This is a genomic window from Nioella aestuarii (assembly GCF_050896395.1).
Classification (GTDB): Bacteria; Pseudomonadota; Alphaproteobacteria; order Rhodobacterales; family Rhodobacteraceae; genus Nioella; species Nioella aestuarii.
Genome location: NZ_JBPBBA010000003.1, coordinates 126038 through 148693, shown reverse-complemented (window position 1 = coordinate 148693; position 22656 = coordinate 126038). Strand labels below are relative to the sequence as shown.

Sequence of the window (22656 nt, the reverse complement as noted above, 5' to 3'; positions counted from 1 at the left end):
ATGTGACGGTTTCTTGATGCCGATCAAGGCGCGCTGCCAGGTTTTGTGCAAGACGGAAGCAGGACAAAGAAAAGGAGACCGTAATGACCGCACCCGCAGCCATCGACGCCCGCAATGACGCGACCGAGGCGAGCCAGACCAACGGGTCTGACAAGGGCTTTCCCACGGTGACGACGGATGACATCCGCCATGCGTTCGAAACCGGGGAATACCCTTACTCCGCTAAATTGCAGCGCAAGGAATACGAGGCCGAGAAGGCGCGCATTCAGGCCGAACTGCTTAAGGTGCAACTCTGGGCGCAGGAAACCGGGCAAAAGTTCGTTATCCTGTTCGAAGGGCGTGACGCGGCCGGCAAGGGCGGCACGATCAAACGGTTTACCGAACACCTCAACCCGCGGTTTGCCCGTGTTGTGGCGCTGAACAAGCCGACGGACGAGGAACGCGGACAGTGGTTTTTCCAACGCTACATCAACCATCTGCCGACGTCGGGTGAAATGGTCTTCTATGACCGCAGCTGGTACAATCGTGCGGGCGTTGAACGGGTGATGGGCTTTTGCGAACCTCATGAGTACCTGGAATTCATGCGCCAGACGCCCGATCTGGAACGGATGTTGGTGCGGTCCGGTATCCGGCTATACAAATATTGGTTCTCGGTTACTCAGGAAGAACAGCGCGCGCGGTTTGAAAGCCGTGAAACCGATCCCCTGAAACAGTGGAAGCTGAGCCCGATCGACAAGGCGAGCCTTGGCAAGTGGGATGCCTATACCGAGGCGAAAGAGGCGATGTTCTTCTATACCGACACGGCCGATGCGCCCTGGACGATCATCAAGTCCAACGACAAAAAGCGCGCGCGCCTGAACACGATGCGCCATTTCCTGTCGACGCTGGATTATCCCGGCAAGGATCCTGAGATTGCCCAAGCCCCAGACCCGCTGATCGTTGGTCATGCCAGCCATGTGGTCCACGCCTCAGATCACATCTTGGGGTCATCCCTGCATCCGGATCATCGCCGGACCCGGTAATATACGAAGAAACGGCGCCCGTTCTGGGCGCCGTTTCTTTGCTGGCCAAACCGATCCGGGGCAGACAACCGCGGTGAAGGCCTAGTAGGTAGACACAAGGTTAACTTCGTCACTGCTGATGATATTGCGCTGCAAGCCAACGCTGGCCATCGCGACAAGCAAGGCCACTTCTTGGTCGGACATGAGACCGTCGTTGAAAGCGAGAATGCCATCTTCGACGCCGTTCAAAATCTCGGCATTCGTCATGGCGTTTGCGAATTCGAACAGGCTTTCCGCGCCGGCTTCGTCGATCAGGCCTTGGTCATAGAGCGCGTTGAAATGAGCTGACGTAAACACCACGAAGGCATCGCTGACTTGTTGCGTGCGAAGTTCGGCTTCAAGGTTGGATGCAAGTGTGGAAATTCCGTCTTCGATCACGGCAGTGGCAGCCAGGGCCATACCGGCGACCGCGGCCGTCAGGACCGTCCAGTCAACCGAGACACCGCCACTTTCGGATCTCAGGAATTTATGCCAACGTGAGTCTTGCATTCTTGCTTCTTCTGCTCGTTGTTTACGCACGTGTATGTCTCGTCAAAAATTGTGGCGCCAATGTGGCGAAGAGGGGTATGTGCGGCGCAACAGTGCGGTTCCAATACGGAAACGCGTATTCAATTTGTAACTAATTTTCAAGTGCTTGCGAAGCTGCTTCGACGCGGCCTCTGACTAGGAAGAGTACCACTCATGACACCTTTTCGCCATCATCTAAAGGCTGTGTTTTTGCTCGGTCTACCATTGGCGGGAAGCTATCTTGCACAATTATCCATCGGTATCACTGATACGGTGATGGTGGGTTGGTACGGGGTCGAGGAACTGGCGGCGCTGTCTTTGGCGACGTCCTATTACTTTGTGCTGTACCTTCTGGGATCAGGTTTTGCAATCGCAGTGATGCCGCTGGTAGCGGCTGCAATTGCCAATGAAGACAGGGTGCAAGTGCGCCGGGTCACGCGTATGGGGGTCTGGATCTCGGCCTTGGCGGGGCTGGCGTTCATCCCGTTTTTCTGGTTTTCGGATCCGATTTTCTTAGCCCTTGGACAGCAGCCCGACCTCTCGCTTTCCATGCAGGATTATCTAAGGATCGCAGGGTGGTCGATGCCGTTTTTCCTGATCGCCATGGTCTTTAAAAGCCATCTGTCCGCGCTGGAATATACGCAGATCGTCTTGTGGTCGACGCTGGCGGCGGCGGGGTTGAACGCGTTTGTGAACTGGGTGCTGATCTTCGGCAATCTTGGCGCGCCGGAGCTGGGGCTGCGCGGGGCGGCCATTGCCTCGCTCGGCACGAATATTGTGCTGTTCGTTTTTCTTGCGGCCTATGCCGCGCTTGCCAAGGATCTTCGCAGCTATGCCATTCTCGCCCGCGCCTGGCGGCCTGATTGGGACGCGTTCGGGCAGGTCTTCCGTCTCGGCCTGCCGATTGGCCTGACCATGTTGGCCGAAAGTGGGCTATTCACGGCCAGCGCCTTTATGATGGGCTGGATCAGTGAAGAGGCCCTGGCCGTTCACGGCATCGCGCTGCAAATCACGGCGGCAACCTTTATGATCCACCTCGGGTTGAGTTCCGCTGCGACCGTGCGGGCGGGCAACGCGTTCGGACAGGGGGACACCGTCAATCTTCGCAAGGGGGCGCAGGCGGCTCTTATCCTGTCACTGGCTATGGTCGGTCTGACCATCGCGCTGTTCCTTGGTATTCCCGATCTCCTGATCGGTCTGTTCCTCGACCCGGCCGAACCTCATCGCGATCAGTTGATCGCCCTCGGAGTGTCGCTGCTGGCGATGGCGGCGCTTTTCCAACTGGCGGATGCGATGCAGGTCATGGCGCTTGGCTTTCTGCGCGGTGTTCAGGATACCAAGCGGCCCATGATCTACGCTGTGTTCAGCTACTGGGTGATCGGTGTGCCTGCCAGTTATGTGCTGGGATTTTCGTTCGGGATGGGAGGCGTTGGTATCTGGCTTGGAATGGCCATTGGCCTGTCGATTGCCGGTCTCACCATGATGGCGCGCTTCTGGTGGGGCACGGCAGCAAACGTACCGCGCCCCGCAGAGCAGATTTAACGCGTCAGTGCATCCAGAATCCGCGCCCAGGAGCGGATGCCTTTGTGAAAGCTCTCCAGATCGTATTTCTCGTTAGGGGAGTGGATTGCATCGTCGTCATTGGCAAAACCGGTGAGCAGCGCGTCCATGCCGAGCACGTCCTTGAAGAACCCGGCAATCGGGATGGAACCGCCCATGCCGATAAAGACGGCCTCGCGGCCCCATTCGTCGGACAATGCCTGACGCGCCTTCTCGAATTCGGGGCGATTCACGTTCATTACGGGCGCGCGTGATCCTTCCAGGTCCTGATCCCACTCGACCGTCAGATCGGGTCCAAGCCGGTCGGCCACATGTTTGCGGATCTTTCCCCGCAATGCGTCGGGGTCCATATCGCCCACAAGGCGGCAAGTGATCTTGCAATGCGCCTTGGAGGGGATCACGGTCTTTGACCCGGCCCCCTGGTAGCCACCCCAAAGCCCGTTCACCTCCAGCGTCGGACGCGCCCATTGCTTTTCAAGGGTGGAGAAGCCCTGTTCGTAGTGGGACACGGAATAACCAGCCTCGCCAAGATAGTCCGCCTCATCGAAGCCGGACATGTTCCACTGGCGCAGGATCTCTTCGGGCACCTCATGGACGCCTTCATAGAACCCTTCCACGGCAACGGCCCCGGTCTTGGGATCATAGAAACTGTCCACGATCCGCGCCAGTTCGCGCAGGGGGTTCAGGCCGGGGCCACCGTAATGGCCCGAATGCAGGTCGATACGCGGGCCGGTCAGGGTGAATTCATCCTTAAGCATCCCGCGCAGCTGTGTCGGGATCGACGGCACACCGGGCGCGACCATCGAAGTGTCACAGATCAGCGCGATATCTGCCGTCAGCTCGGCGGCGTTTTCCCGCATGAACGGTACCAAGGACGGCGAGCCCGATTCTTCCTCACCCTCGAAAAACAGCGTGATCTTACCCGGCAGGCTGCCATGCACGGCCTTCCACGCCCGGCACGCCTCGACAAAGGTCATCAGCTGTCCCTTGTCGTCAGACGCGCCACGCCCGCGAATAACCTTGCCTTTTGGCGTGTCTTCAATTGCAGGTTCGAAGGGCGGCGTGTTCCACAGGTTCAGCGGATCAACGGGCTGCACGTCATAGTGCCCATAGAACAGCAGATGCGGCCCCCCGGCGTCGGCATTGGCATGGGCCACGACCATGGGGCGACCGGGGGTAGGGCGCTTGGTGGCGTCAAAGCCCAGGCCCTTCAGCTCCTCCACCAGCCAATCAGCGGCCCGATCGCAGTCGTCGTTGAACGCCGGGTCGGTCGAGATCGACGGGATTCGCAACAGCTCCATCAGCCGGTCAGTCGCGGCTTCCAGGTTTTCGTCAATGCGGGCAAGCACAGCGTCGAGCGACATGGGGGTTCCTTTCACAATCGCGTGTTGAGGCGGAGCCTACCAGCCCGCTCGCCACTGTCCAGATGTTGCCGAAGGGCAGGCGACACGGTATTCCCTGATAAGGTTTCGGACATCCGGCCCAAAGTTGAGCGGAGTTTTTCATGCGCGCGATATCCTTTCTTAGAACTTCGGGCCTGGCCCTTGCCCTTGTGGCGACCGGTCTACCTGCATTTGCTCAGGACTTGCCCAACCTGCGTGAAGCCCGCCGTCTGGTCTTTGCCGAGCGTGGCGTGGTCGAGGTCGAGCTGATCGAGCATGACAGCCTGTCGGATACCGACCGCGCGGTCCTGCAATCGCCGCAATTGTCCGGTGCAATCAGCTATTATGGGGCGATTGCCATCGCGCCGGGCATGGGGTTGGCGTCGGAAGCTACGGTTGCTGCCGCGAATTACCATGATGAGGAAAACGCCCGCCGGGTCGCGCTTGAGGGCTGCGAGGCGCAGCGCAGTTCCGGCCCGGAATGCATCGTCGTTCTGGTGGTGCGTCCAGAAGGCTGGGAACCGGGCCGCAGCTTGCAGCTGAATACCGAAGCGTCTGCGGCCCTGCGCGGTGACTATCGCCGGCTTGGCCGATCCCGCGCCATGGCGATTTCGAACGCGACCGGCCAATGGGGAATCGGTGAGGATGAGGAAACAGCCGTCGCCAATTGTGGACAAGAAGACTGCCGTGTCGTGGTTTTGAACTGATCAAACCGCTGGTCCGTTGATCCATGTCAAAGTAACCTGCGCGTCAATTTGTAACTTGCGAGGGGTGGGCCTCAGGGCCTAGATCAGCCAAATCTTCGGGCACCAAAGGAAACGCATCCGTCCGAAGCCATGCCAGCCGCGTCTTTCGGGCCCTTGCGAACGGGTCCGGGAAAAGGAGACCGCCAGTGAACTACGATGCCGCGCTTGATGCCGCCCTGAACCGCCTCCACGAAGAAGGCCGTTACCGGACTTTTATCGATATCGAACGCCGCCGCGGTCAGTTCCCCCATGCTGTCTGGAAAAAACCTGATGGCTCGGAGCAGGACATCACAGTCTGGTGCGGCAATGATTATCTGGGCATGGGCCAGCATCCCGTCGTTCTGGAAGCAATGCACAAGGCGCTTGAAGATACCGGCGCAGGTTCTGGCGGGACGCGCAACATTTCCGGCACCACGGTCTATCACAAGGAGCTGGAGGCCGAACTGTCCGACCTTCACCAGAAAGAGGCCGCTCTGCTCTTTACCTCGGCCTACATCGCCAATGACGCGACATTGTCGACCCTGCCCAAGCTGTTTCCGGGGCTGATCATCTATTCCGATGCGCTGAACCATGCCTCGATGATCGAGGGCGTGCGCCGCAATGGCGGGGCCAAGCGCATCTTCCGTCATAATGCTGTTGAGCATCTTCGCGAACTGTTGGAAGCCGACGATCCGGCCGCGCCCAAGCTGATCGCTTTCGAGTCGATCTACTCCATGGATGGCGATTTCGGCCCCATCGAAGAGATCTGCGACCTGGCCGATGAATTCGGCGCGCTGACCTATCTCGATGAGGTTCACGCGGTCGGTATGTACGGCCCCCGTGGTGCAGGCGTAGCCGAACGCGACAACCTGATGCACCGGATCGACATCATCAACGGCACCTTGGGCAAAGCCTTTGGCGTGCATGGCGGCTATATCGCAGCCAGTGCAAAAATGTGTGATGCCGTAAGGTCTTATGCGCCGGGCTTCATATTCACGACCTCGCTTCCTCCGGTCGTGGCAGCAGGGGCCGCGGCCTCGGTTCGTCATCTGAAATCCGATCAGGCGTTGCGTGATTTGCACCAGGAACGCGCCAAGGTTCTGAAGCTGCGGCTTAAGGGCATGGGCCTGCCGATCATTGATCACGGCAGCCATATTGTCCCGGTCATGGTGGGCGATCCGGTCCATACAAAGAAGATCTCGGACATGCTGCTGTCGGAATACGGCATCTATGTCCAGCCGATCAATTTCCCGACCGTTCCGCGCGGAACAGAGCGCCTGCGCTTCACCCCGTCTCCGGTCCATGATCCCAAGATGCTGGACGGTCTGGTGAGGGCGATGGACGCGCTTTGGAACCACTGTGCGCTGAATCGTGCCGAAATGAGTGCCTGACGCAGGTTCCGCAGGTGCAAAACAACCCTATCTTGTGTTAACACCCCACTAACACCGGTGATTTTGGGGAATCACCGGGGAGTAATGGGGATGTCTTCGGTCGGTAGATCGGAAAACCGTCAATGACCGAAGCTTGTATCGCGGGGCGCAGGGCCGCATGGGCATGAACACAGATACGTCAAACAGTGGCAGCTTGCCATTTGACGAACTTGACACGCTCGACGTGCCCTTGGGTGATCTGATGCGCGGTGAACGCGCGACCCTTGGAAAATCATTGCTGGATGTGGAACGAGAGCTGAAGATCAAGGCCTCTCACATCGCGGCCATCGAAAACGCTGATCTTTCTGTCTTCGCGACCAAAGGGTTCGTGGCCGGCTATGTGCGCTCATATGCGCGCTATTTGGGCATGGATCCGGAATGGACGTTCCGCCGCTTCAGCCAGGAGGCGGGTTTCTACGGCGTTCATGGCGACAGCGCGACTCAGGCCCAAAAGGCGAAGCGGGTCTTTGGGGATGCTCCGCGGCGTTTGAATCCCAATGATGTGATGTCCACCGCCCGCGTGTCGTTCGCACCCGAACGCGAAAGCCTTTTCAACCGGCTGGAACCCGGCGCGCTTGGTTCTGCCGCTGTCCTGATCGCCCTTGTGGGTGTCATCGGATACGGGGCGTGGTCGGTTCTGACCGAAATCCAGCGGGTTCAGTTCGTGCCCGTTGAAGAGGCACCGCAGACGGTCGCCACGCTTGACCCTGTCGAAGCGGCTGGTGTCATGTCGCTTGCCGCGACGGATCTGCCCGATGCCACGACACCGCGCTTGCCCACGGTCGATCCGATTGACCGGCTTTATCGTCCTCAGGCGCTCGACACTCCGGTCCTGACCCCACGCGACGAGGCCATTGCGACGCTTGACCCAGATGCGGTTGGTGAATTTGCGCAGCCACCGGGCCTTGCCCGTCCGACCGCGCCCGAGGAAAGTTATGAACTGGCTGGTGCCGTTCAGGTGACTGAGGCTCCGACTTCCGATGAGGTCGTGCTCTTTGCCGTGCGCCCGTCTTGGATCCGCGTGAGCTCTGCCTCCGGCACCGTTTTGTTCGAAGGCACGCTCAATGCGGGTGACAGCTACACCCTGCCCGAAGGCGCCGATCTGCCGACCCTGCGGGCGGGCAATTCCGGCTCGCTTTATTTCGCGGTAAATGGCGTGACCCTTGGCCCCGCCGGACCCGGAACCTCCATTGCCCGTGACGTCGTTCTGACCGCTGATGCGCTGTCGGACAATTACGTGATGGCCGATGCCGCCGCCGATCCCGACCTGCCGCGCGTGGCAGCTCTGGTTCTGAGCGACGATAACTGACGCACCCCGTTGCCGCGCCCCGGCGCAAGGGCTATCTGACGGGTAACAGCGTTTGATCAGGCCCGAGGCAGACTGACATGTCCCACAATCCCATCCGCCCCTGGCGCAATATCGACCGTCGCCACAGCCGCCGCATCATGGTGGGCAACGTGCCCGTGGGGGGCGGCGCGCCGATTTCCGTTCAGACGATGACCAATACTCTGACAACAGATGTGGCGGGCACCATCGCGCAAGTTCAGGCCTGCGCCGAGGCAGGGGCCGATATTGTCCGGGTTTCGGTGCCTGATCAGGCGTCGTCCAAAGCACTGAAAGAGATCGTCTCGGAAAGCCCGGTGCCGATCGTGGCCGATATCCATTTCCACTATAAACGCGGGATTGAAGCCGCCGAGGCGGGCGCCGCCTGCTTGCGTATCAATCCCGGCAATATCGGTGACGCCACCCGCGTGGCCGAGGTGGTAAAGGCCGCCCGCGATCATGGCTGTTCGATCCGGATCGGGGTGAATGCAGGATCTTTGGAAAAGCACTTGCTGGATAAATATGGAGAGCCGTGCCCCGATGCCATGATCGAAAGCGGGCTCGACCATATCCGCATTCTTCAGGATCACGATTTCCACGAGTTCAAGATCAGCGTCAAGGCGTCTGACGTGTTCATGGCCGCCGCCGCCTATCAGGGTCTGGCCGAGGCCACAGACGCGCCCATTCACCTAGGGATCACCGAGGCGGGCGGCCTGATGACAGGCACGGTGAAATCCGCCATCGGGCTTGGCAACCTGCTATGGATGGGCATTGGCGATACGCTGCGGGTCAGCCTGTCTGCCGATCCGGTCGAAGAGGTCAAGGTTGGCTATGAAATCCTCAAGGCGCTCGGGCTGCGCCATCGCGGGGTCAACATCATCTCTTGCCCGTCCTGCGCGCGGCAGGGTTTTGATGTGATCAAGACGGTGGAACTGCTTGAGGACCGGCTCGCCCATATCAAGACCCCGATGAGCCTGTCGATCATCGGCTGCGTGGTGAACGGGCCGGGAGAGGCGCTGTTGACCGATGTCGGCTTTACCGGCGGCGGGGCAGGGTCGGGGATGGTCTATCTCGACGGCAAACAGGCCCATAAGCTGGCCAATGAGGGCATGGTGGATCACATCGTCGAACAGGTCGAACGCAAGGCGGCCGAGATCGATGCCGCGCGGGCCGACGCAGCAGAATGATCCAGGCTTAACCTTTTCTTTCAGCTTTTTGGGCAGACAGCCGGAATTCCGGCCGACCCCTGGCGCGGTGTTTTGGGTGCAATACGCCAGGGGCCGTCCTTCAGCGTCTTTGGCAGTCGGCTACCTCGGACACATCGGCAAGAGTAAGGAAAGATATATTACGAAAGGGTTAAAGTGCGCTGCAGTTCGTCGGCAATGGTCATTCTGCGGCCATTGGGACTTCCTCGCGGGACAACCCGAAACGCGCCGCAACCTCGCTGCTGGAAAAGCATAGCCGGCCCTTCGCAATGGTCGCCTCAACCCTGCGGGTCTTTTCGTGAATGATGGTCAGATCGGCGCGTTTGCCGGGTTCCAGAACCCCGCGATCGGCCAGCCCCATCAGCTCGGCAGGGCGACGGGAGATGAGCGACCAGGCAGTCGCCAGCGCCTCGGCTGTTCCATTGGCCAAGATCCAGGCCGCGTCGGACATGACGCCGGGCACACCGTTCGACACAATCGCATCGCAAAGGCCCTCTGCCACCAGGCGTGCGGTTCCATTTGCTTCACCCACACTGGCACTCGGCTTTAGGCTGGCGGCGGTGGCAATGACGCAGTCGTCCATAGCATGGGCGGTGGCCGCCGCAGCCCGGCTGCGCGGCTGTTCCACAAAGCGCGCGCCGAGCATCCGGTAATATTCCCGCGTTTCTGCAGTGGCGTCTCCAAGGCTGCCATAGGGAATGCCAAGCGCGTCGAGGCATTCGGCCATCCGACAGAGTTCTCGTGGGAAGGTTGGGCCGGAGCTGTCCCCGGTATCCGTTCTGCCAACAGAATCGAAACAGGCGAAATCGAGCCTCTGGGATTCCAATCGGCGCAGATGATCGGGGCTGAAATACGCATCGGGGGCAAGGATCAGTTTGGCACGCAGGTCGATCCCGCCGCGGATCGCATTCAGACGTGTCAGAACCTGATCAATCAATGGGGCGGGGTCAGACGGAACCGCCAGCCAGGCCGTCGTCACGCCTTCTCTGGACAGTCGGGCCTTGATCGCTTCCAAATCCCGAAGCTTCGCGGGTGCCACACGGTCGGCGTGCAGATCGACGATGCCCGGCAGTACGAGGTATCCGCCAAGATCGACCTGTGGCAGAGGCCCCGTGGTCAACCGTCCGCGCGTTATTCCAATTGACCGGCGCTGAAACTGGCCGTTTCGCAAAATCCGGGCCCCGGTCAGGCGTATGGGTGGCAGGTGATATGACATTGTGAAGACCGCTCAAGCCATGTTTTGGCCAAGCAATACAGGCAATCTGTATCGTCCAGATGACGTCGGGTGCAAAATAATGGTTAACAAGGCGAATTTCGGACAGAAGCGTCCTCCGCGGCAATTGCACCGAGCCAAGCACAGGCTTAGGTTCTGGCTGTTGGGTGCAAATGAGGGAGGTGGTCGCTATGGCCGAGCTGATGGTCTTGCCGCGAAATGAGGACGGCATAGGCATGGCCGTTGCCCTGCTGAAGCAACGGTTCGGAGAGCGTCTGGAAACGGGCGATTCAATCCGGGAGCAGCACGCTCATACCACCACCTGGATCGACAACCAGCCGCCCGATGCAGTGATCTTCGTGGAAACTGCCGAAGAAGTTCAGGATGTGGTGCGCATCTGTGCAGATCATCGGGTGCCGGTCATCCCGTTCGGGACTGGCACGTCCCTGGAAGGCCATGTCAACGCCCCCGCTGGCGGAATCAGCGTGGACTTCACCCGCATGGACAAGATTCTGGCCGTGCATCCCGAGGATATGGATGTGGTGATTCAGCCCGGCGTGACCCGAGAGGCGCTGAATACCTATCTGCGCGATACGGGCCTGTTTTTTCCCGTCGATCCCGGTGCCAATGCTTCACTTGGCGGGATGGCCGCGACACGGGCGTCAGGCACGAACGCGGTGCGGTATGGCACGATGAAAGACAATGTGCTGGCACTGAAGGCGGTGCTGCCGTCTGGTGAGATGGTTAAGACCGGTAATCGGGCCCGCAAAAGCAGCGCCGGATATGATCTGACACGGTTGATCGTGGGCTCTGAGGGTACGCTTGGCTTGATCACCGAATTGACGCTGAAGCTGCAGGGCATCCCCGAGGCGATCTCGGCGGCCACATGCTCCTTTGCGACAGTCGAGGACGCCTGCAACGCGGTGATCATGACGATCCAGATGGGCCTGCCTGTGGCACGGATCGAGCTGTTGGACGCACTGTCCGTCAAGGGGGTGAACGCCTATTCCAAGCTGGACCTGCCGGAACAGCCGCTTTTGTTGCTAGAGTTCCACGGATCTGAAAACTCCGTGAGGGAACAGGCGCAAACCTTTGGCGACATTGCGGAAGAGTTCGGAAGCCAGGGCTTTGCCTTCACCACGAAGCCCGAGGATCGCAACAAGCTCTGGCAGGCACGACACGATGCCTACTGGGCCAGCCTCGCACTGCGACCTGGGGCCAAGGGCATTTCCACCGATTGCTGCGTTCCCGTGTCCCGCCTTGCCGAATGCGTGACAGCCGCGCAGGCCAAGGCCGAGGAATTGGGCTTGATCGCGCCTGTGGTGGGGCATGTGGGCGACGGCAATTTCCACACTTTGCCGCTGATCCTGATGGAAGACCCGGACGAGGTGGCACGCGCCAGGACTTTTATCAGCTGGCTGAACGACCTAGCCATTTCCATGGACGGCACCTGCACCGGTGAACACGGGATCGGGCAGGGCAAGGCGGAGTACCTGATGGGAGAGTTGGGCGAAGGTGCCCTGACCATGATGGCGGCAGTGAAGCGCGGCGTGGATCCGTTCAACATCTTCAACCCTGGAAAGATCCTTTTGTCTGATGTCTGATCTCTCGAACCAACCCTCATCGCACGAAGAACCACATCTGTCCTTTCGCACCGGCTGGCTACGCGCCGCCGTGATGGGGGCAAATGACGGCATACTGTCCACCGCCTCGCTGATCGCGGGTGTCGCCGCTGGTGGTGGGGACCGGATGGCCATCGTGCTGGCCGGAACCGCCGGCTTGATGGCGGGTGCGATGAGCATGGCAGCAGGGGAATATGTCTCGGTGTCCAGCCAGGCCGACACCGAGGCCGCCGATACGGAACGCGAAAAATACGAGCTGGAACACAACCCGGAATCGGAATTGGAAGAACTGGTAGCGATCTATGAATTCCGTGGATTGTCGCCCGATCTGGCCCGCAAGGTTGCGGTGGAACTGACCGAGAAAGACGCACTCGCCGCGCATTTGCGAGACGAGATTGGAATAACCGACCTGTCGCCACCCGCGCCGGTACAGGCAGCCGTTGTATCTGCCCTGACCTTTGCCGTGGGGGCTGCCGCACCGCTACTTGTCGCCATGTTCGCACCGCTAAACGGGTTGGTCTGGTCCGTGGGGCTCGCCACGATTGTTGCTCTTGCCGCGCTTGGTGCCCTTGGTGCTCAGGCAGGCGGGGCGCCCAAGATGCGTGCTGCTATGCGGGTCGTCATATGGGGGGTGCTGGCCATGGGGGCCACATCAGCGATCGGGGCTCTTGTGGGAACGACGCTCTAGCAGGCCGAACGTTCAATTCGGGACTGGTAATGTTAGCGCTAACGGACTATATGGTGCGGTAGCAAATACTCAGGGAGTCTCCGATGCCGCTTAACGCTCAGATTGCAGAGGTCACAAACCGGATCATCGCCCGGTCGGCTGACAGCCGCAGCGTTTATCTCGACCGGATGCGCCGCGCCGCAGATCAAGGCCCGGCGCGAGCCCACCTGACCTGTGGCAACCAGGCCCATGCCTATGCCGCAATGGGAGGTGATCAGGGACGTCTGGCGGAAGGTCGTGCGCCAAATATTGGCATCGTTACCGCCTATAATGACATGTTGTCGGCGCATCAGCCGTTTGAACGGTTCCCCAGCCTCATCAAGGATGCAGCACGTGCCCGAGGGGCCACCGCACAAGTGGCGGGCGGTGTTCCCGCGATGTGCGACGGGGTGACTCAAGGTCAGCCGGGAATGGAGCTGAGCCTCTTTTCCCGCGACGTGATTGCATTGGCGGCAGGTGTAGCCCTGTCCCACAACTGCTTTGACGCGGCGATGTATCTGGGGGTCTGCGACAAAATCGTGCCCGGTCTGATCATTGCCGCCGCCACTTTTGGCCATATCCCGGCTGTTTTCGTGCCCGCAGGCCCAATGACCAGCGGCTTGCCGAACGACGAAAAAGCCAAGGTCCGTCAGCAGTTTGCCACCGGCGAAGTGGGGCGCGACAAGCTGATGGAGGCCGAGATGGCCTCGTATCACGGTCCCGGAACCTGTACCTTCTATGGCACTGCCAACAGCAACCAGATGCTGATGGAATTCATGGGGCTTCACCTGCCGGGATCGTCCTTTGTGAACCCCAACACGCCGCTTCGCGATGCACTGACGGTTGCCGCGACAGAACGGGCGATTGGGATCACCGCGCTTGGCAATGATTATCGCCCGGCGGGTGAGGTCTTGGATGAAAAGGCATTCGTCAACGGAATCGTCGGGCTGATGGCGACGGGCGGCTCTACCAATCTCGTTCTGCATCTGCCTGCAATGGCACGCGCGGCGGGGATTATTTTGGAGCCTTCTGATTTCGCGGACATTTCTGCCGTCACCCCGCTGATGGCGCGGGTCTATCCCAATGGGCTTGCCGATGTGAACCATTTCCACGCCGCTGGTGGACTTGGCTACATGATCGGCGAACTGCTGGACGCCGGGCTATTGCATGAAGACGCCGTTACCATTGCTGGCGATGGCCTGTCACGCTACCGGCAGGAACCCAAGCTGCAAGGCGACAAGGTTGTCTGGGCGGATGGTGCCGGAACCAGCCTGAACGAAAAGATTTTGCGGCCGGCCACTGATCCGTTTCAGGCATCTGGCGGTTTGGCGGAGCTGACCGGCAATCTCGGTCAGGGCATCATGAAAGTGTCTGCCGTCGCCCCTGAACGCCATGTGGTCGAGGCCCCGGCAGCCATCTTCCACGATCAAGGCGATGTGAAAAAAGCCTTTCATGCCGGTCAGTTGAACCGCGACGTTGTTGTGGTTGTCCGTTTTCAGGGACCGCGCGCCAACGGAATGCCGGAACTGCACAGCCTGACCCCGGTGCTTGCGGTGTTGCAGGACCGTGGACACAAGGTTGCTTTGGTGACTGATGGCCGCATGTCGGGCGCATCCGGCAAGGTGCCGTCTGCAATTCATGTCTCGCCCGAGGCGCTCGACGGCGGTCTGATCGCCAAGATTCAGGACGGTGACCTGATCCGCGTCGATGCCACAAACGGCACGCTCGATGTCCTGACCGAGGGTGTTACAGACCGCGTTGCGGCAGCGCCGGACCTGTCCGCAAACGGCTTTGGCATCGGCCGGGAGTTGTTCGAGGCATTCCGCATCAATGCAGGCCCCGCAACCTCTGGCGCGGGTGTTGTCGTCTAATCTTTTCTTGGCCCGAATACTCTCGCCGGAGACGCACCAATCCCGCAACCGGCCCCGATCCGAAGGACATTGAACATGACCCCGCAACAAGCCTCTATCCGTGCCCGCGAGATTGCGGCGCTTGCCCCAATTATCCCGGTTCTCGTCGTCGATGATGCAGCCCATGCAGAGCCCTTGGCGCAAGCGCTCGTCGCGGGGGGGCTTCCGGCGCTGGAAGTGACGCTTCGCACGCCTGCCGCGCTTGATGTGATCCGCGAAATGGCCAAGGTGTCTGGCGGCGTTGTCGGAGCAGGGACTCTGCTGACGCCTGCCGATGTGCAGGCGGCCAAGGACGCGGGGGCACAGTTCGGCGTTTCGCCTGGTGCCACCGATCGCTTGCTTGATGCCTGTGAAGAGGCCGACTTGCCACTTCTGCCCGGCGCAGCCACAGCCAGTGAGGCGATGCGCCTGCTGGAACGCGGCTATTCGATGCTCAAGTTCTTTCCCGCAGAAGCCTCTGGCGGCGCACCGGCGCTAAAGGCCATTGGCGCGCCGATCCCGCAGATTGCTTTTTGTCCTACGGGCGGTGTCAGCATGAAAAATGCGAATGATTACCTAAGCTTGCCGAACGTTGTTTGCGCGGGCGGGTCCTGGGTCGCCCCCAAGGACGCGGTGGAAAGCGGCGATTGGCAGCGCATTGAAGCACTTGCGAAAGAGGCCGCAGCCCTGCCGCGCTGACCCTTTCATCTTGGTCAAAAACCTCAGGGGGGGGCGTGGGGTGGATCCCCCCGCCGATCGGCGCGGCAAAGCCACGGCGAAATCCCCCTATCCAAGCATCTCGCGCAGGACCGTTTCCACCATCATCACATCATCGCGGGTGCAGTCGAAACTGCCCGCAGTCATGCGGATGACGAAGCGACCTTCATGGCGCGTTTGGGTCAGGTAGACGCGACCATCGGCATTGACGCGCTGGATCAGGTCTTCTGTTGCAGCGTCGCCGTCCTGATGCGCGAAGGAAAACAGCGCCAGGCGGGGGGCAGTCACAATCTCCAGCCCGGGGATCGCCGCCACCCGGTCGGCCAGTTCCGCAACCCAGGCCACGTGGTTGCGCAGCCGCTCGCGCAGCCCCTCCACCCCATAGGCGCGCAGCACGAACCACAGCTTCAACGCCCGGAACCGGCGGCCTAGGGGTACCGTCCACTCGTTGAAATCGGTAATATCAGAGCTTTCCAGCGTCTCCAGATAATCCGGACGCAGCCCTAGGGTGCGGATCTGTGGGGTGGGGTCGCGCAGGAACTGAACCGAACAGTCGAACTGCACACCAAGCCATTTATGCGGGTTGAAGATGATGGAATCGCAGTCCTCAGCCCCCGCCCACAACGGCCTGAATTCCTCACAGATCATCGCCGAGCCGGCCCAAGCTGCGTCGACATGGGTATAGAGTTCCTCTGCCTGCGCCACGGGCAGGCAGGCTGCGATATCGTCGAAGGCCCCCACCGACGTACCGCCCGCGCAGAAGATAACGCCTGCCGGAACCATCCCCGCCGCCCGATCATTCGCGATGGCGGCTGCGAGCGCATCGGGATCCATCGACAGGTCGTCCCGCGTTGGAATTTTCACCAGGTTTTGCTGCCCGATTCCGGCCAGCCGAACGGCCTTGTCGACAGAGCTATGTGTCTGCGCAGATGCATAGACCCGCAAGACCGGCTGGCCGGAAAGCCCCTCGGTCAGCCCGTGCCAGTTCAGCGCCCGTTCACGCATGGTCAGGACGGCCGAAAGTGTCGCCGTGGTTGCAGTGTCGTGGATCGTGCCCGTCATCCCCTCGGGCAATCCCAGCCCCGCGCGCAGCCACTGGATCATCCGTTCTTCGATCTCGGTCGCGGCGGGCGAGGTTTGCCAGAGCATACACTGCGCGGCGATGGCATTGGCCAGCTGCTCTGCCAGCATGGAAGCGGGCGAGGCATTGGAAGGGAAATAGGCGAAGAAGCGCGGGTGTTGCCAGTGGGTCATGGCATCGGGCACCAGACGCTCAAAATCAGCGAAAATCGCCTCCATTGGCTCCGCGTTCTCGGGTGCGGTTTCAGGCAAGGCTTCGCGGACGCTGCCGGGCTCAACGGATGGCCGCACGGGCCGGTTTCGGAGAGTGGCGTGATAGTCCTGAGCCCAGGAGGCGGCTTTTGCGGACCATTTCGGCAGATCGTCGTGGTTCATCCCCGTACCTTTACTGTTATCGCAGAGAAATGCTTAACATGCGTAGGAATATGAGGGAAGCCCAAACCCCTAGCTGTCGCCGATCTCGGTTTCCAAAAGACGTTCAAAAGCCACGGGCCGCAAGGCGCCAGGGTCGTCGAATGGATCGGAGAAGGCAAATATCGTGTACATCACCAGCCCCGTGAAACCGCCATATACGGACAATAGTGCGATGTGCAGCTTGGTTGGTTTGAAGATGAAATAGGGGATTGTGACCAGCACGATCCCGATAAGGGAGGCAGCCCAGAAAAGCGGGCTGATCGAATGGCTTGCTGTGTTTTCCCTTTCCTGCCGAAGCTCCGCAATCAGCTGGATCTTATACAACATATGATCGCGCAGCGTGGCCTGGCGCGGCGTGTCTGGTGTGAGGTCAAGCAACGCATTGTACACCTGTTCACGCAGCACCCAGCCTTGGCCGCTTGAGGCTTGCTGGTCCGCCAGAAGCGCCCATTCTTCCTCGATCACTACGCGCACATAGGCCGAAAGCGCCGCCTGAACGTCTTCCTCCACATCAGTGTCATAGCGCCGGATGTCGTTGTAGATATCGGCAATTGCCGTTGCCTCGCGCACGAGGTTGGTCTGCAACTGGTCATAGGCTACCAGTTCCTGCGCGAAGACGAGCGCCAGGATCAAACCGTGGAGGGCGGACACCCGGAAGATAACAGACCCGGCCAGTGTTTCGGTGTCGGTTTCAAAATTATCGCCGACCAGTCGGCGCATCGTGAAATAGACCGCCAGGGCCAAAAGGATCGTGCCGGCTATGAAAAGCACACTCAGCAAGACTGATTGGAATTCCATCGCCTAGCCCCCGAGTGGAATCGCGTCGGGGACTTCGTAGGTTTCTCCATCAAGTGCAATCAGCGACGTGTCGCCCATGCGGGTCACGGTAAATGTTCCAATGCCATCGGCGCCGATGGCTTGTCCTAGCTGGAAGAAGATCGCGCGACTGCGCCCGTCAGGCAGCGTTACGATCATGGTTGCATCCCCGCCGCCGGCACGGGCGACGCCGAAGGGGCATTGTGCCGGAGCTTGTCCGGCCGAAACTCTACAGGCTACAGCCCCGGTCGCATCGAAATCTCTTTGTCCAGCGCGCGAGGCGCTGTCGTCATATCCGGACATGGCTGCGCCGTTCGGGCCAACACCTGGGGCAAGGAACTCGGCCGCTACATAGCCACGAGGCCCGCCTCCCACAGGTTGCACGTCACACCAGGCTCGTTCTGCGCCACCTTGGCAACCGAGATTGTTGAGAAACGTCCCCCGCGCCAGGCGCGCGGTCACGGACGCCCCTGCAGAGGGTCCATCATGCAGGTTGAGTGGCCCGCTTTCGGTCATCACGGAAAAGTAGCGAAATCCACCGTTCTCGACGGATGCAGGAACCTCGCCAACGTCAAAGGCCATATCCTGTGCCAAAAGGGACGAGGGCAGCACAAGTAGGGCGATCACGGCGACAGTGCGGCGGACAGAAAGGTAAGGCATGGCGCTACATCCAATGGTTGTGAATGTTAACTAAGGATAGCGCACAGATCGTTTCATTCAAATCAATTCGATCTTCATGCCGCCTTCACTTGCTTGGACGCGAAGTCCAGCAGTGTCGCCACCGCCTCGCGCAGGCGGTCATCGTCCACAGTCAGCGCAACGCGGATATGGCCTGCAGCTGCCTGGCCAAAGCTTTCACCCGGCATAACAGCGATATGATGCTTGTTCAGCAGGGCAAACCCAAACTCCTCGCCGGTCATCCCGGTGGCGCGAATGTCCAGCATTGCATACATCGCCCCTTGGGCCGGAATCGCGCGGACAATCTGCTGCTGCGCGACCAGATCCAGCACCAGCCCGCGACGGCGCCGGAAAGGCTCTGCTATCCGGGCCTCGAAATCTTCGCCAAGTTCCAGCGCAAAAAGCCCCGCAGCCTGAACGAAACCCGCGACCCCGTAATTGGTGTTGGTGGCCAGTTGAATCAGGTTCTCAGTCACATCCTCTGGCGCCACGATCCAGCCACAGCGCGACCCGGTCATCGCATGGCTTTTCGAAAGCGACCCGATCTGCAACGTGCGCTCTTCCATCCCCGGCAGGGTACGTGGGCTGATATGGGGGCCTTCCCAGACCTGCGTGTCATAGACTTCGTCCGAGATCAGCCACAGGTCATGCTCTTGCACAACGCGGGCGATTCCGTTCATCGTCTCGGCCCCATAGACCGCGCCTGTGGGGTTGTTGGGAGAGTTGATCAGAAGCGATTTTGCACCGGGGGCTGCCTTGGCAATCTCTTTCGGATCAGGCTGAAACCCATGGGCTGATCGCGCCTTAACGGGCACAGGCACCGCACCCACGGCCCGGATCGTGCCGGGATAGGTGGCGTAATACGGGTCGATAAACAAGGCTCGGTCGCCCTCGTCACAGGTGGCGTGGTGGGCCATGAACAGCGCCGCCTGACCACCCGGCGTTATAATCACGTTGTCGCGCGTGGTTTTCTGGCCGGACCGCTGCTGCACCCGCGCGGCAACCGTATCGCGCAGCGCGTCGATGCCGGGGATCATCGCATAACCGGTGTTTCCCGAACGTGCCGATGCGTGCATGGCGTCAAGGATCACCGGATCGGTGCGCACGTCATGCTCGCCAATTGTAAGCTCGGTCACGGGCGTCCCCGCTGCGATCATCTCGCGAGCGGCGATGAACAGGCCCCAGCCGTCGTCACCATCCCCGTTCAACGTCGAAATCCGCCGAGATTGCTGCATCGTTGCACCTGTCATGTCTGTCTCGAATCCAAGGCCACGAGGGGCGCAGATGATCTGAACAATGTCAACGTCGTCCCCGGCAGAGTGTCGCCATGTTTCGGCAGCACGGCGGACGCAATCAGGCCACGCCAAGAAGACCCTTCACATGGAATACATTGCGTTTTCCTTCTTGCGAGATCCCCTCAAAGAGGCCCTGATCATGAGATCGCCCACCTTCGTGCATCATCCCAGACCACCCTGGCGCCATGATGTCGTCCTGGGGGCAGTCACATCATCAGAGCCCCGCTTGAAAGGCTTATCAGAATAGCTCACAAAGAAAATATTAACGGCGTCAGTTGGATCGGCTCGCTCTACTTCTCTTGACGCTGTTGACCCGGGGGGGATCGAAGATGACGACAGTTGACCGAGGATTTCCACGCGCAGAATGCGATCAAATAGCGATTGTGGGCATGTCGTGTACGCTTCCCGGAGGGAACAACAGCCCGGAAGAGTTTTTTTCGTTCTTGATGCGCAAGCAATGCGGAATTTCCGAAATTCCCGAGGATCGGTGGGGCGTGGATGTTTTCTATGATCCGAACCCGGATTCGATCGGCAAATCAGTCAGCAAATGGGCCGGTTTCATTGACGATCTGCGCGGTTTCGACGCCAAGTTCTTCGGTATTTCACCACGCGAAGCTCAGGGGATGGACCCACAGCAGCGCTTGGTGCTGCAAGGTGCCGTCGATGCCATGCTGGATGCTCAGATCCCACTGGAGGAGTTTTCGCGTCAAAGCACCGGCGTGTTCATCGGCGTGTCGCAGTCGGACTATCGCAGCTTGCAGGAAATGCGGCTTACGGCGACAGAGGCCTATGCCGGAACTGGCTATGCGCTCTGCATCAATGCCAACCGGATTTCCCACCGGCTAAACCTGACCGGCCCAAGCTATGCTGTCGATACGGCCTGCTCATCGTCTCTGACTGCCCTTAACCAAGCCGTGTGGAACCTGCGCAGCGGTGCATGTGACATGGCCCTTGTCGGTGGTGTGAACGCGATGGCGCATCCATCACCCTTCATGGTCTTTTCCAAGGCGGGCATGATTTCGCCCACTGGTCGAATCTCCACTTTTGACGCCGCGGCGAACGGATTTGTGCGGGGTGAAGGCGTCGGGATGATTGTCATCAAGCCGCTCAGTCGTGCGCGGGCGGACGCGGATCGCATCCACGCCATTATTGATGCGACCGTTGCCAATCAGGACGGGGCGACCAACACCATCACCGCCCCCAGTCAAAACGCCCAGATCGCCATGTTGTCTGCCTTGTTCGACAGCACGCAGATCACGCCTGCCGAAATTGGCTTTGTCGAAGCGCATGGCACGGGCACCCCTGTCGGTGATCCGATCGAGGCCGGGGCGATTGGCACTGTTATCGGCCAGAACACGCCCGATCGCCCGGTTTTCGTGGGATCATGCAAGGCGAATGTCGGTCATCTGGAAAGCGGGGCGGGGATCACCGGACTGATCAAGGCTGCGATGTCCGTCAAGACCGGAACCGTGGCCCCGAACATCCATTTCAAAACGCCCAATCCGCATATCCCATTTGACGCTCTCAACCTTCAGGTTCCAATTCAGCCAGAGCCGTTTCCAGAGGTGGCGGAGCGACGGCACGCCGTCGTCAATTCATTCGGTTTTGGCGGGGCGAATGCCTGCGCATTGCTGTCTTCACCTCCCCCGATTTCCTATGATCACCACCCCGTTCCGGCGAGGCCAGTCGCCCAGGACCACAGCTAAGTGCCGTCCTTCCCACTTTTCTTTCCGATCTCAGGCTCGACGGAGTCAGCGCTCAGGGCAAATGCGTCGGCTTTGCTAAGGGAGCTTGCCAAAGGTGGGAGCTTGGCAAATGTCCCTTTGTCAGATCTCTCGGCGGCATTGGCCACAAAGCGCAGCCACCTGATGTATCGCGCAGCCATTTTGGCTCGAAGCGAGAAAGAACTCAGGTCGGCCCTTCGCAAACTTGCAGCAGGGGCTACGGATCAACCCAACATCGTGACCGGTCAGAGACAGGGCAATCGCAAGCTGTGCTTCACCTTTGCCGGGCAGGGCAGTCAGTGGTGGGGCATGGCCCGCGATCTGCTGCTTCACAATGCAACCTTCCGATCGGCGGTCGAGGCGTTCGACGCCGAATTCCATCCGGTCGCAGGATTCTCCATCAAGGAAGAACTGCTGCGCGACAAGGACAGCTCTCGGATAGATGATACGACGGTGACGCAACCGGCCCTGTTTGCAATTCAATATGGGCTTGCGGCGGTATGGCGTGATTTTGGCGTCACGCCGGACATGGTTGTCGGTCATTCCATTGGCGAAGCCGCGGCCAGCTATCTTGCGGGTGGGTTGTCCCTGTCCGGGGCGGCACGGTTCCTGTCCAAGCGCGGAATCATCCGCGACCAGTTGGGCAAGAAAGGCGCCATGGCCGCCATTGGTTTGAATGTTCGGGATGTCGAGGCCCTTTTGCCCGACCACGGCAAGCTTGGAATAGCTGCAATCAATGGGCCGGGGTCGACGACGATCAGCGGCGATCATGATGCTCTGCACGATTTCGTCGAAGAGTTTCAGATGATGAACCCGGACACGTTTATCCGTGCGCTGACCGTGGATACCGCTTGGCATTCCTATCATCTTGATGCCGGTGAAGATTGGTTCCGCCGTGAGATGGCAACGATTGACTGGTCAGTTCCTGATATCCCGTTTCTGTCGACCGTTACGGGCCGGCCGGAAACCCGGTTCGACACCGACTATGGTTGGCTCAATCTGCGCCGCCCGGTGAATTTCCAATCAGGTATCGAAGCGGCTTTGCTGCACGGCGCGACGACCTTCCTTGAACTTGGGCCGGCTGCAACGCTTGCGGGGCCAACCCGCAGCACCGCGTTGGAGGCGGGGGCGAATGTCAGCGTTCTGAACTCGTTGTCGCGCAAGGCGTCGGATTTTGAGACCATGGCGCAGGCGGCAGCAGAACTATTCGTGCAGGGGGTTGACCTGAATTGGCCTGCAATCACGGGTCAGCCTTCGAGACATATCGATCTGCCGGCCAATGCATGGCAGTCAGAGCCGTTCTAGCAG

At 60.1% G+C, this 22656-nt stretch carries 19 protein-coding genes; 12 read left to right on the top strand and 7 right to left on the bottom strand.

Going from position 1 to position 22656, the window contains the following annotated elements; all coding sequences use genetic code 11:
* The first annotated feature begins 83 nt into the window (after nucleotides 1–83).
* Entirely contained in the window at nucleotides 84–1022 is a 939-nt protein-coding gene (gene ppk2 / locus ACROHD_RS03520) for a polyphosphate kinase 2 (RefSeq protein ID WP_432675949.1), read from the top strand.
* Between the two features lie 81 nt (nucleotides 1023–1103).
* Here the strand turns inward: ppk2 and ACROHD_RS03515 are convergent, their stop codons facing one another.
* Nucleotides 1104–1550: a hypothetical protein gene (locus ACROHD_RS03515; protein ID WP_432675948.1), complete on the bottom strand. Its 447-nt coding sequence runs from the start codon at nucleotides 1548–1550 to the stop codon at nucleotides 1104–1106.
* A gap of 192 nt (nucleotides 1551–1742) precedes the next feature.
* On the opposite strand from ACROHD_RS03515, the gene ACROHD_RS03510 reads away from it, so the two are divergent.
* Complete coding sequence (locus tag ACROHD_RS03510) at nucleotides 1743–3110, top strand: MATE family efflux transporter (protein WP_432675947.1); 1368 nt, start codon at nucleotides 1743–1745, stop codon at nucleotides 3108–3110.
* Here the strand turns inward: ACROHD_RS03510 and ACROHD_RS03505 are convergent.
* Nucleotides 3107–4492: a M20/M25/M40 family metallo-hydrolase gene (locus ACROHD_RS03505; RefSeq protein WP_432675946.1), complete on the bottom strand. Its 1386-nt coding sequence runs from the start codon at nucleotides 4490–4492 to the stop codon at nucleotides 3107–3109. The genes ACROHD_RS03510 and ACROHD_RS03505 overlap by 4 nt on opposite strands.
* 140 nt (nucleotides 4493–4632) lie before the next feature.
* On the opposite strand from ACROHD_RS03505, the gene ACROHD_RS03500 reads away from it, so the two are divergent.
* From ACROHD_RS03500 to ispG, 4 genes are all read left to right on the top strand, one after another.
* Entirely contained in the window at nucleotides 4633–5217 is a 585-nt protein-coding gene (locus ACROHD_RS03500; RefSeq protein ID WP_432675945.1) for a 5-aminolevulic acid synthase, read from the top strand.
* A gap of 185 nt (nucleotides 5218–5402) precedes the next feature.
* On the top strand, nucleotides 5403–6626 hold the full coding sequence (gene hemA, locus ACROHD_RS03495) for a 5-aminolevulinate synthase (RefSeq protein ID WP_432675944.1): 1224 nt from the start codon (nucleotides 5403–5405) through the stop codon (nucleotides 6624–6626).
* Between the two features lie 157 nt (nucleotides 6627–6783).
* A complete protein-coding gene (locus ACROHD_RS03490; RefSeq protein WP_432675943.1) occupies nucleotides 6784–7974 on the top strand; it encodes a helix-turn-helix domain-containing protein in 1191 nt (396 codons plus the stop codon).
* 77 nt (nucleotides 7975–8051) lie between these two features.
* On the top strand, nucleotides 8052–9176 hold the full coding sequence (ispG, locus tag ACROHD_RS03485) for a flavodoxin-dependent (E)-4-hydroxy-3-methylbut-2-enyl-diphosphate synthase (protein ID WP_432675942.1): 1125 nt from the start codon (nucleotides 8052–8054) through the stop codon (nucleotides 9174–9176).
* Nucleotides 9177–9375: 199 nt separating this feature from the next.
* Here ispG and ACROHD_RS03480 read toward each other — a convergent pair whose 3' ends face one another.
* A complete protein-coding gene (locus tag ACROHD_RS03480; protein ID WP_432675941.1) occupies nucleotides 9376–10410 on the bottom strand; it encodes a hypothetical protein in 1035 nt (344 codons plus the stop codon).
* Between the two features lie 188 nt (nucleotides 10411–10598).
* Between ACROHD_RS03480 and ACROHD_RS03475 the strand changes: the two genes are divergently transcribed.
* From ACROHD_RS03475 to eda, 4 genes are all read left to right on the top strand, one after another.
* Nucleotides 10599–12011: an FAD-binding oxidoreductase gene (locus ACROHD_RS03475; protein WP_432675940.1), complete on the top strand. Its 1413-nt coding sequence runs from the start codon at nucleotides 10599–10601 to the stop codon at nucleotides 12009–12011.
* Nucleotides 12004–12717, top strand: a complete 714-nt coding sequence (locus ACROHD_RS03470; protein ID WP_432675939.1) for a VIT1/CCC1 transporter family protein — start codon at nucleotides 12004–12006, stop codon at nucleotides 12715–12717. Before ACROHD_RS03475 ends, ACROHD_RS03470 begins: the two co-directional genes overlap by 8 nt.
* A gap of 83 nt (nucleotides 12718–12800) precedes the next feature.
* Nucleotides 12801–14606 carry a phosphogluconate dehydratase gene (gene edd, locus ACROHD_RS03465; RefSeq protein ID WP_432675938.1) on the top strand — a complete coding sequence of 602 codons (1806 nt, stop codon included), beginning with the start codon at nucleotides 12801–12803 and terminating at the stop codon, nucleotides 14604–14606.
* 75 nt (nucleotides 14607–14681) lie between these two features.
* On the top strand, nucleotides 14682–15323 hold the full coding sequence (gene eda, locus ACROHD_RS03460) for a bifunctional 4-hydroxy-2-oxoglutarate aldolase/2-dehydro-3-deoxy-phosphogluconate aldolase (RefSeq protein ID WP_432675937.1): 642 nt from the start codon (nucleotides 14682–14684) through the stop codon (nucleotides 15321–15323).
* Between the two features lie 87 nt (nucleotides 15324–15410).
* Here eda and ACROHD_RS03455 read toward each other — a convergent pair whose 3' ends face one another.
* The 4 genes from ACROHD_RS03455 to ACROHD_RS03440 all read right to left on the bottom strand — a co-directional run bounded on the left by ACROHD_RS03455 (nucleotide 15411) and on the right by ACROHD_RS03440 (nucleotide 19564).
* Complete coding sequence (locus ACROHD_RS03455; protein ID WP_432675936.1) at nucleotides 15411–16796, bottom strand: pyridoxal phosphate-dependent decarboxylase family protein; 1386 nt, start codon at nucleotides 16794–16796, stop codon at nucleotides 15411–15413.
* A gap of 69 nt (nucleotides 16797–16865) precedes the next feature.
* Nucleotides 16866–17633: a bestrophin-like domain gene (locus tag ACROHD_RS03450; RefSeq protein WP_432675935.1), complete on the bottom strand. Its 768-nt coding sequence runs from the start codon at nucleotides 17631–17633 to the stop codon at nucleotides 16866–16868.
* A gap of 3 nt (nucleotides 17634–17636) precedes the next feature.
* The gene (locus ACROHD_RS03445; protein WP_432675934.1) at nucleotides 17637–18311 is read right to left on the bottom strand and encodes an SH3 domain-containing protein; all 675 of its coding nucleotides are present in this window, start codon (nucleotides 18309–18311) and stop codon (nucleotides 17637–17639) included.
* 74 nt (nucleotides 18312–18385) lie between these two features.
* Complete coding sequence (locus ACROHD_RS03440; protein WP_432676021.1) at nucleotides 18386–19564, bottom strand: pyridoxal phosphate-dependent aminotransferase; 1179 nt, start codon at nucleotides 19562–19564, stop codon at nucleotides 18386–18388.
* Nucleotides 19565–19953: 389 nt separating this feature from the next.
* On the opposite strand from ACROHD_RS03440, the gene ACROHD_RS03435 reads away from it, so the two are divergent.
* Entirely contained in the window at nucleotides 19954–21330 is a 1377-nt protein-coding gene (locus ACROHD_RS03435; RefSeq protein WP_432675933.1) for a beta-ketoacyl synthase N-terminal-like domain-containing protein, read from the top strand.
* Nucleotides 21331–21447: 117 nt separating this feature from the next.
* Nucleotides 21448–22653 carry an acyltransferase domain-containing protein gene (locus tag ACROHD_RS03430; protein WP_432675932.1) on the top strand — a complete coding sequence of 402 codons (1206 nt, stop codon included), beginning with the start codon at nucleotides 21448–21450 and terminating at the stop codon, nucleotides 22651–22653.
* The last annotated feature ends 3 nt before the right edge of the window (nucleotides 22654–22656 follow it).

What these genes read in the sequence shown, in the direction of transcription:
- ACROHD_RS03470 (WP_432675939.1), top strand. Translation starts at nt 12,004, where the DNA reads ATGTCTGATCTCTCGAACCAACCCTCATCGCACGAAGAACCACATCTG.
- ispG (WP_432675942.1), top strand. Translation starts at nt 8,052, where the DNA reads ATGTCCCACAATCCCATCCGCCCCTGGCGCAATATCGACCGTCGCCAC.
- edd (WP_432675938.1), top strand. Translation starts at nt 12,801, where the DNA reads ATGCCGCTTAACGCTCAGATTGCAGAGGTCACAAACCGGATCATCGCC.
- ACROHD_RS03445 (WP_432675934.1), bottom strand. Translation starts at nt 18,311, where the DNA reads ATGCCTTACCTTTCTGTCCGCCGCACTGTCGCCGTGATCGCCCTACTT.
- ACROHD_RS03475 (WP_432675940.1), top strand. Translation starts at nt 10,599, where the DNA reads ATGGCCGAGCTGATGGTCTTGCCGCGAAATGAGGACGGCATAGGCATG.
- ACROHD_RS03500 (WP_432675945.1), top strand. Translation starts at nt 4,633, where the DNA reads ATGCGCGCGATATCCTTTCTTAGAACTTCGGGCCTGGCCCTTGCCCTT.
- ACROHD_RS03480 (WP_432675941.1), bottom strand. Translation starts at nt 10,410, where the DNA reads ATGTCATATCACCTGCCACCCATACGCCTGACCGGGGCCCGGATTTTG.
- ACROHD_RS03510 (WP_432675947.1), top strand. Translation starts at nt 1,743, where the DNA reads ATGACACCTTTTCGCCATCATCTAAAGGCTGTGTTTTTGCTCGGTCTA.
- ACROHD_RS03515 (WP_432675948.1), bottom strand. Translation starts at nt 1,550, where the DNA reads ATGCAAGACTCACGTTGGCATAAATTCCTGAGATCCGAAAGTGGCGGT.
- ACROHD_RS03490 (WP_432675943.1), top strand. Translation starts at nt 6,784, where the DNA reads ATGGGCATGAACACAGATACGTCAAACAGTGGCAGCTTGCCATTTGAC.
- ACROHD_RS03435 (WP_432675933.1), top strand. Translation starts at nt 19,954, where the DNA reads ATGACGACAGTTGACCGAGGATTTCCACGCGCAGAATGCGATCAAATA.
- ACROHD_RS03440 (WP_432676021.1), bottom strand. Translation starts at nt 19,564, where the DNA reads ATGCAGCAATCTCGGCGGATTTCGACGTTGAACGGGGATGGTGACGAC.
- ACROHD_RS03505 (WP_432675946.1), bottom strand. Translation starts at nt 4,492, where the DNA reads ATGTCGCTCGACGCTGTGCTTGCCCGCATTGACGAAAACCTGGAAGCC.
- ACROHD_RS03450 (WP_432675935.1), bottom strand. Translation starts at nt 17,633, where the DNA reads ATGGAATTCCAATCAGTCTTGCTGAGTGTGCTTTTCATAGCCGGCACG.
- ppk2 (WP_432675949.1), top strand. Translation starts at nt 84, where the DNA reads ATGACCGCACCCGCAGCCATCGACGCCCGCAATGACGCGACCGAGGCG.
- ACROHD_RS03455 (WP_432675936.1), bottom strand. Translation starts at nt 16,796, where the DNA reads ATGAACCACGACGATCTGCCGAAATGGTCCGCAAAAGCCGCCTCCTGG.
- eda (WP_432675937.1), top strand. Translation starts at nt 14,682, where the DNA reads ATGACCCCGCAACAAGCCTCTATCCGTGCCCGCGAGATTGCGGCGCTT.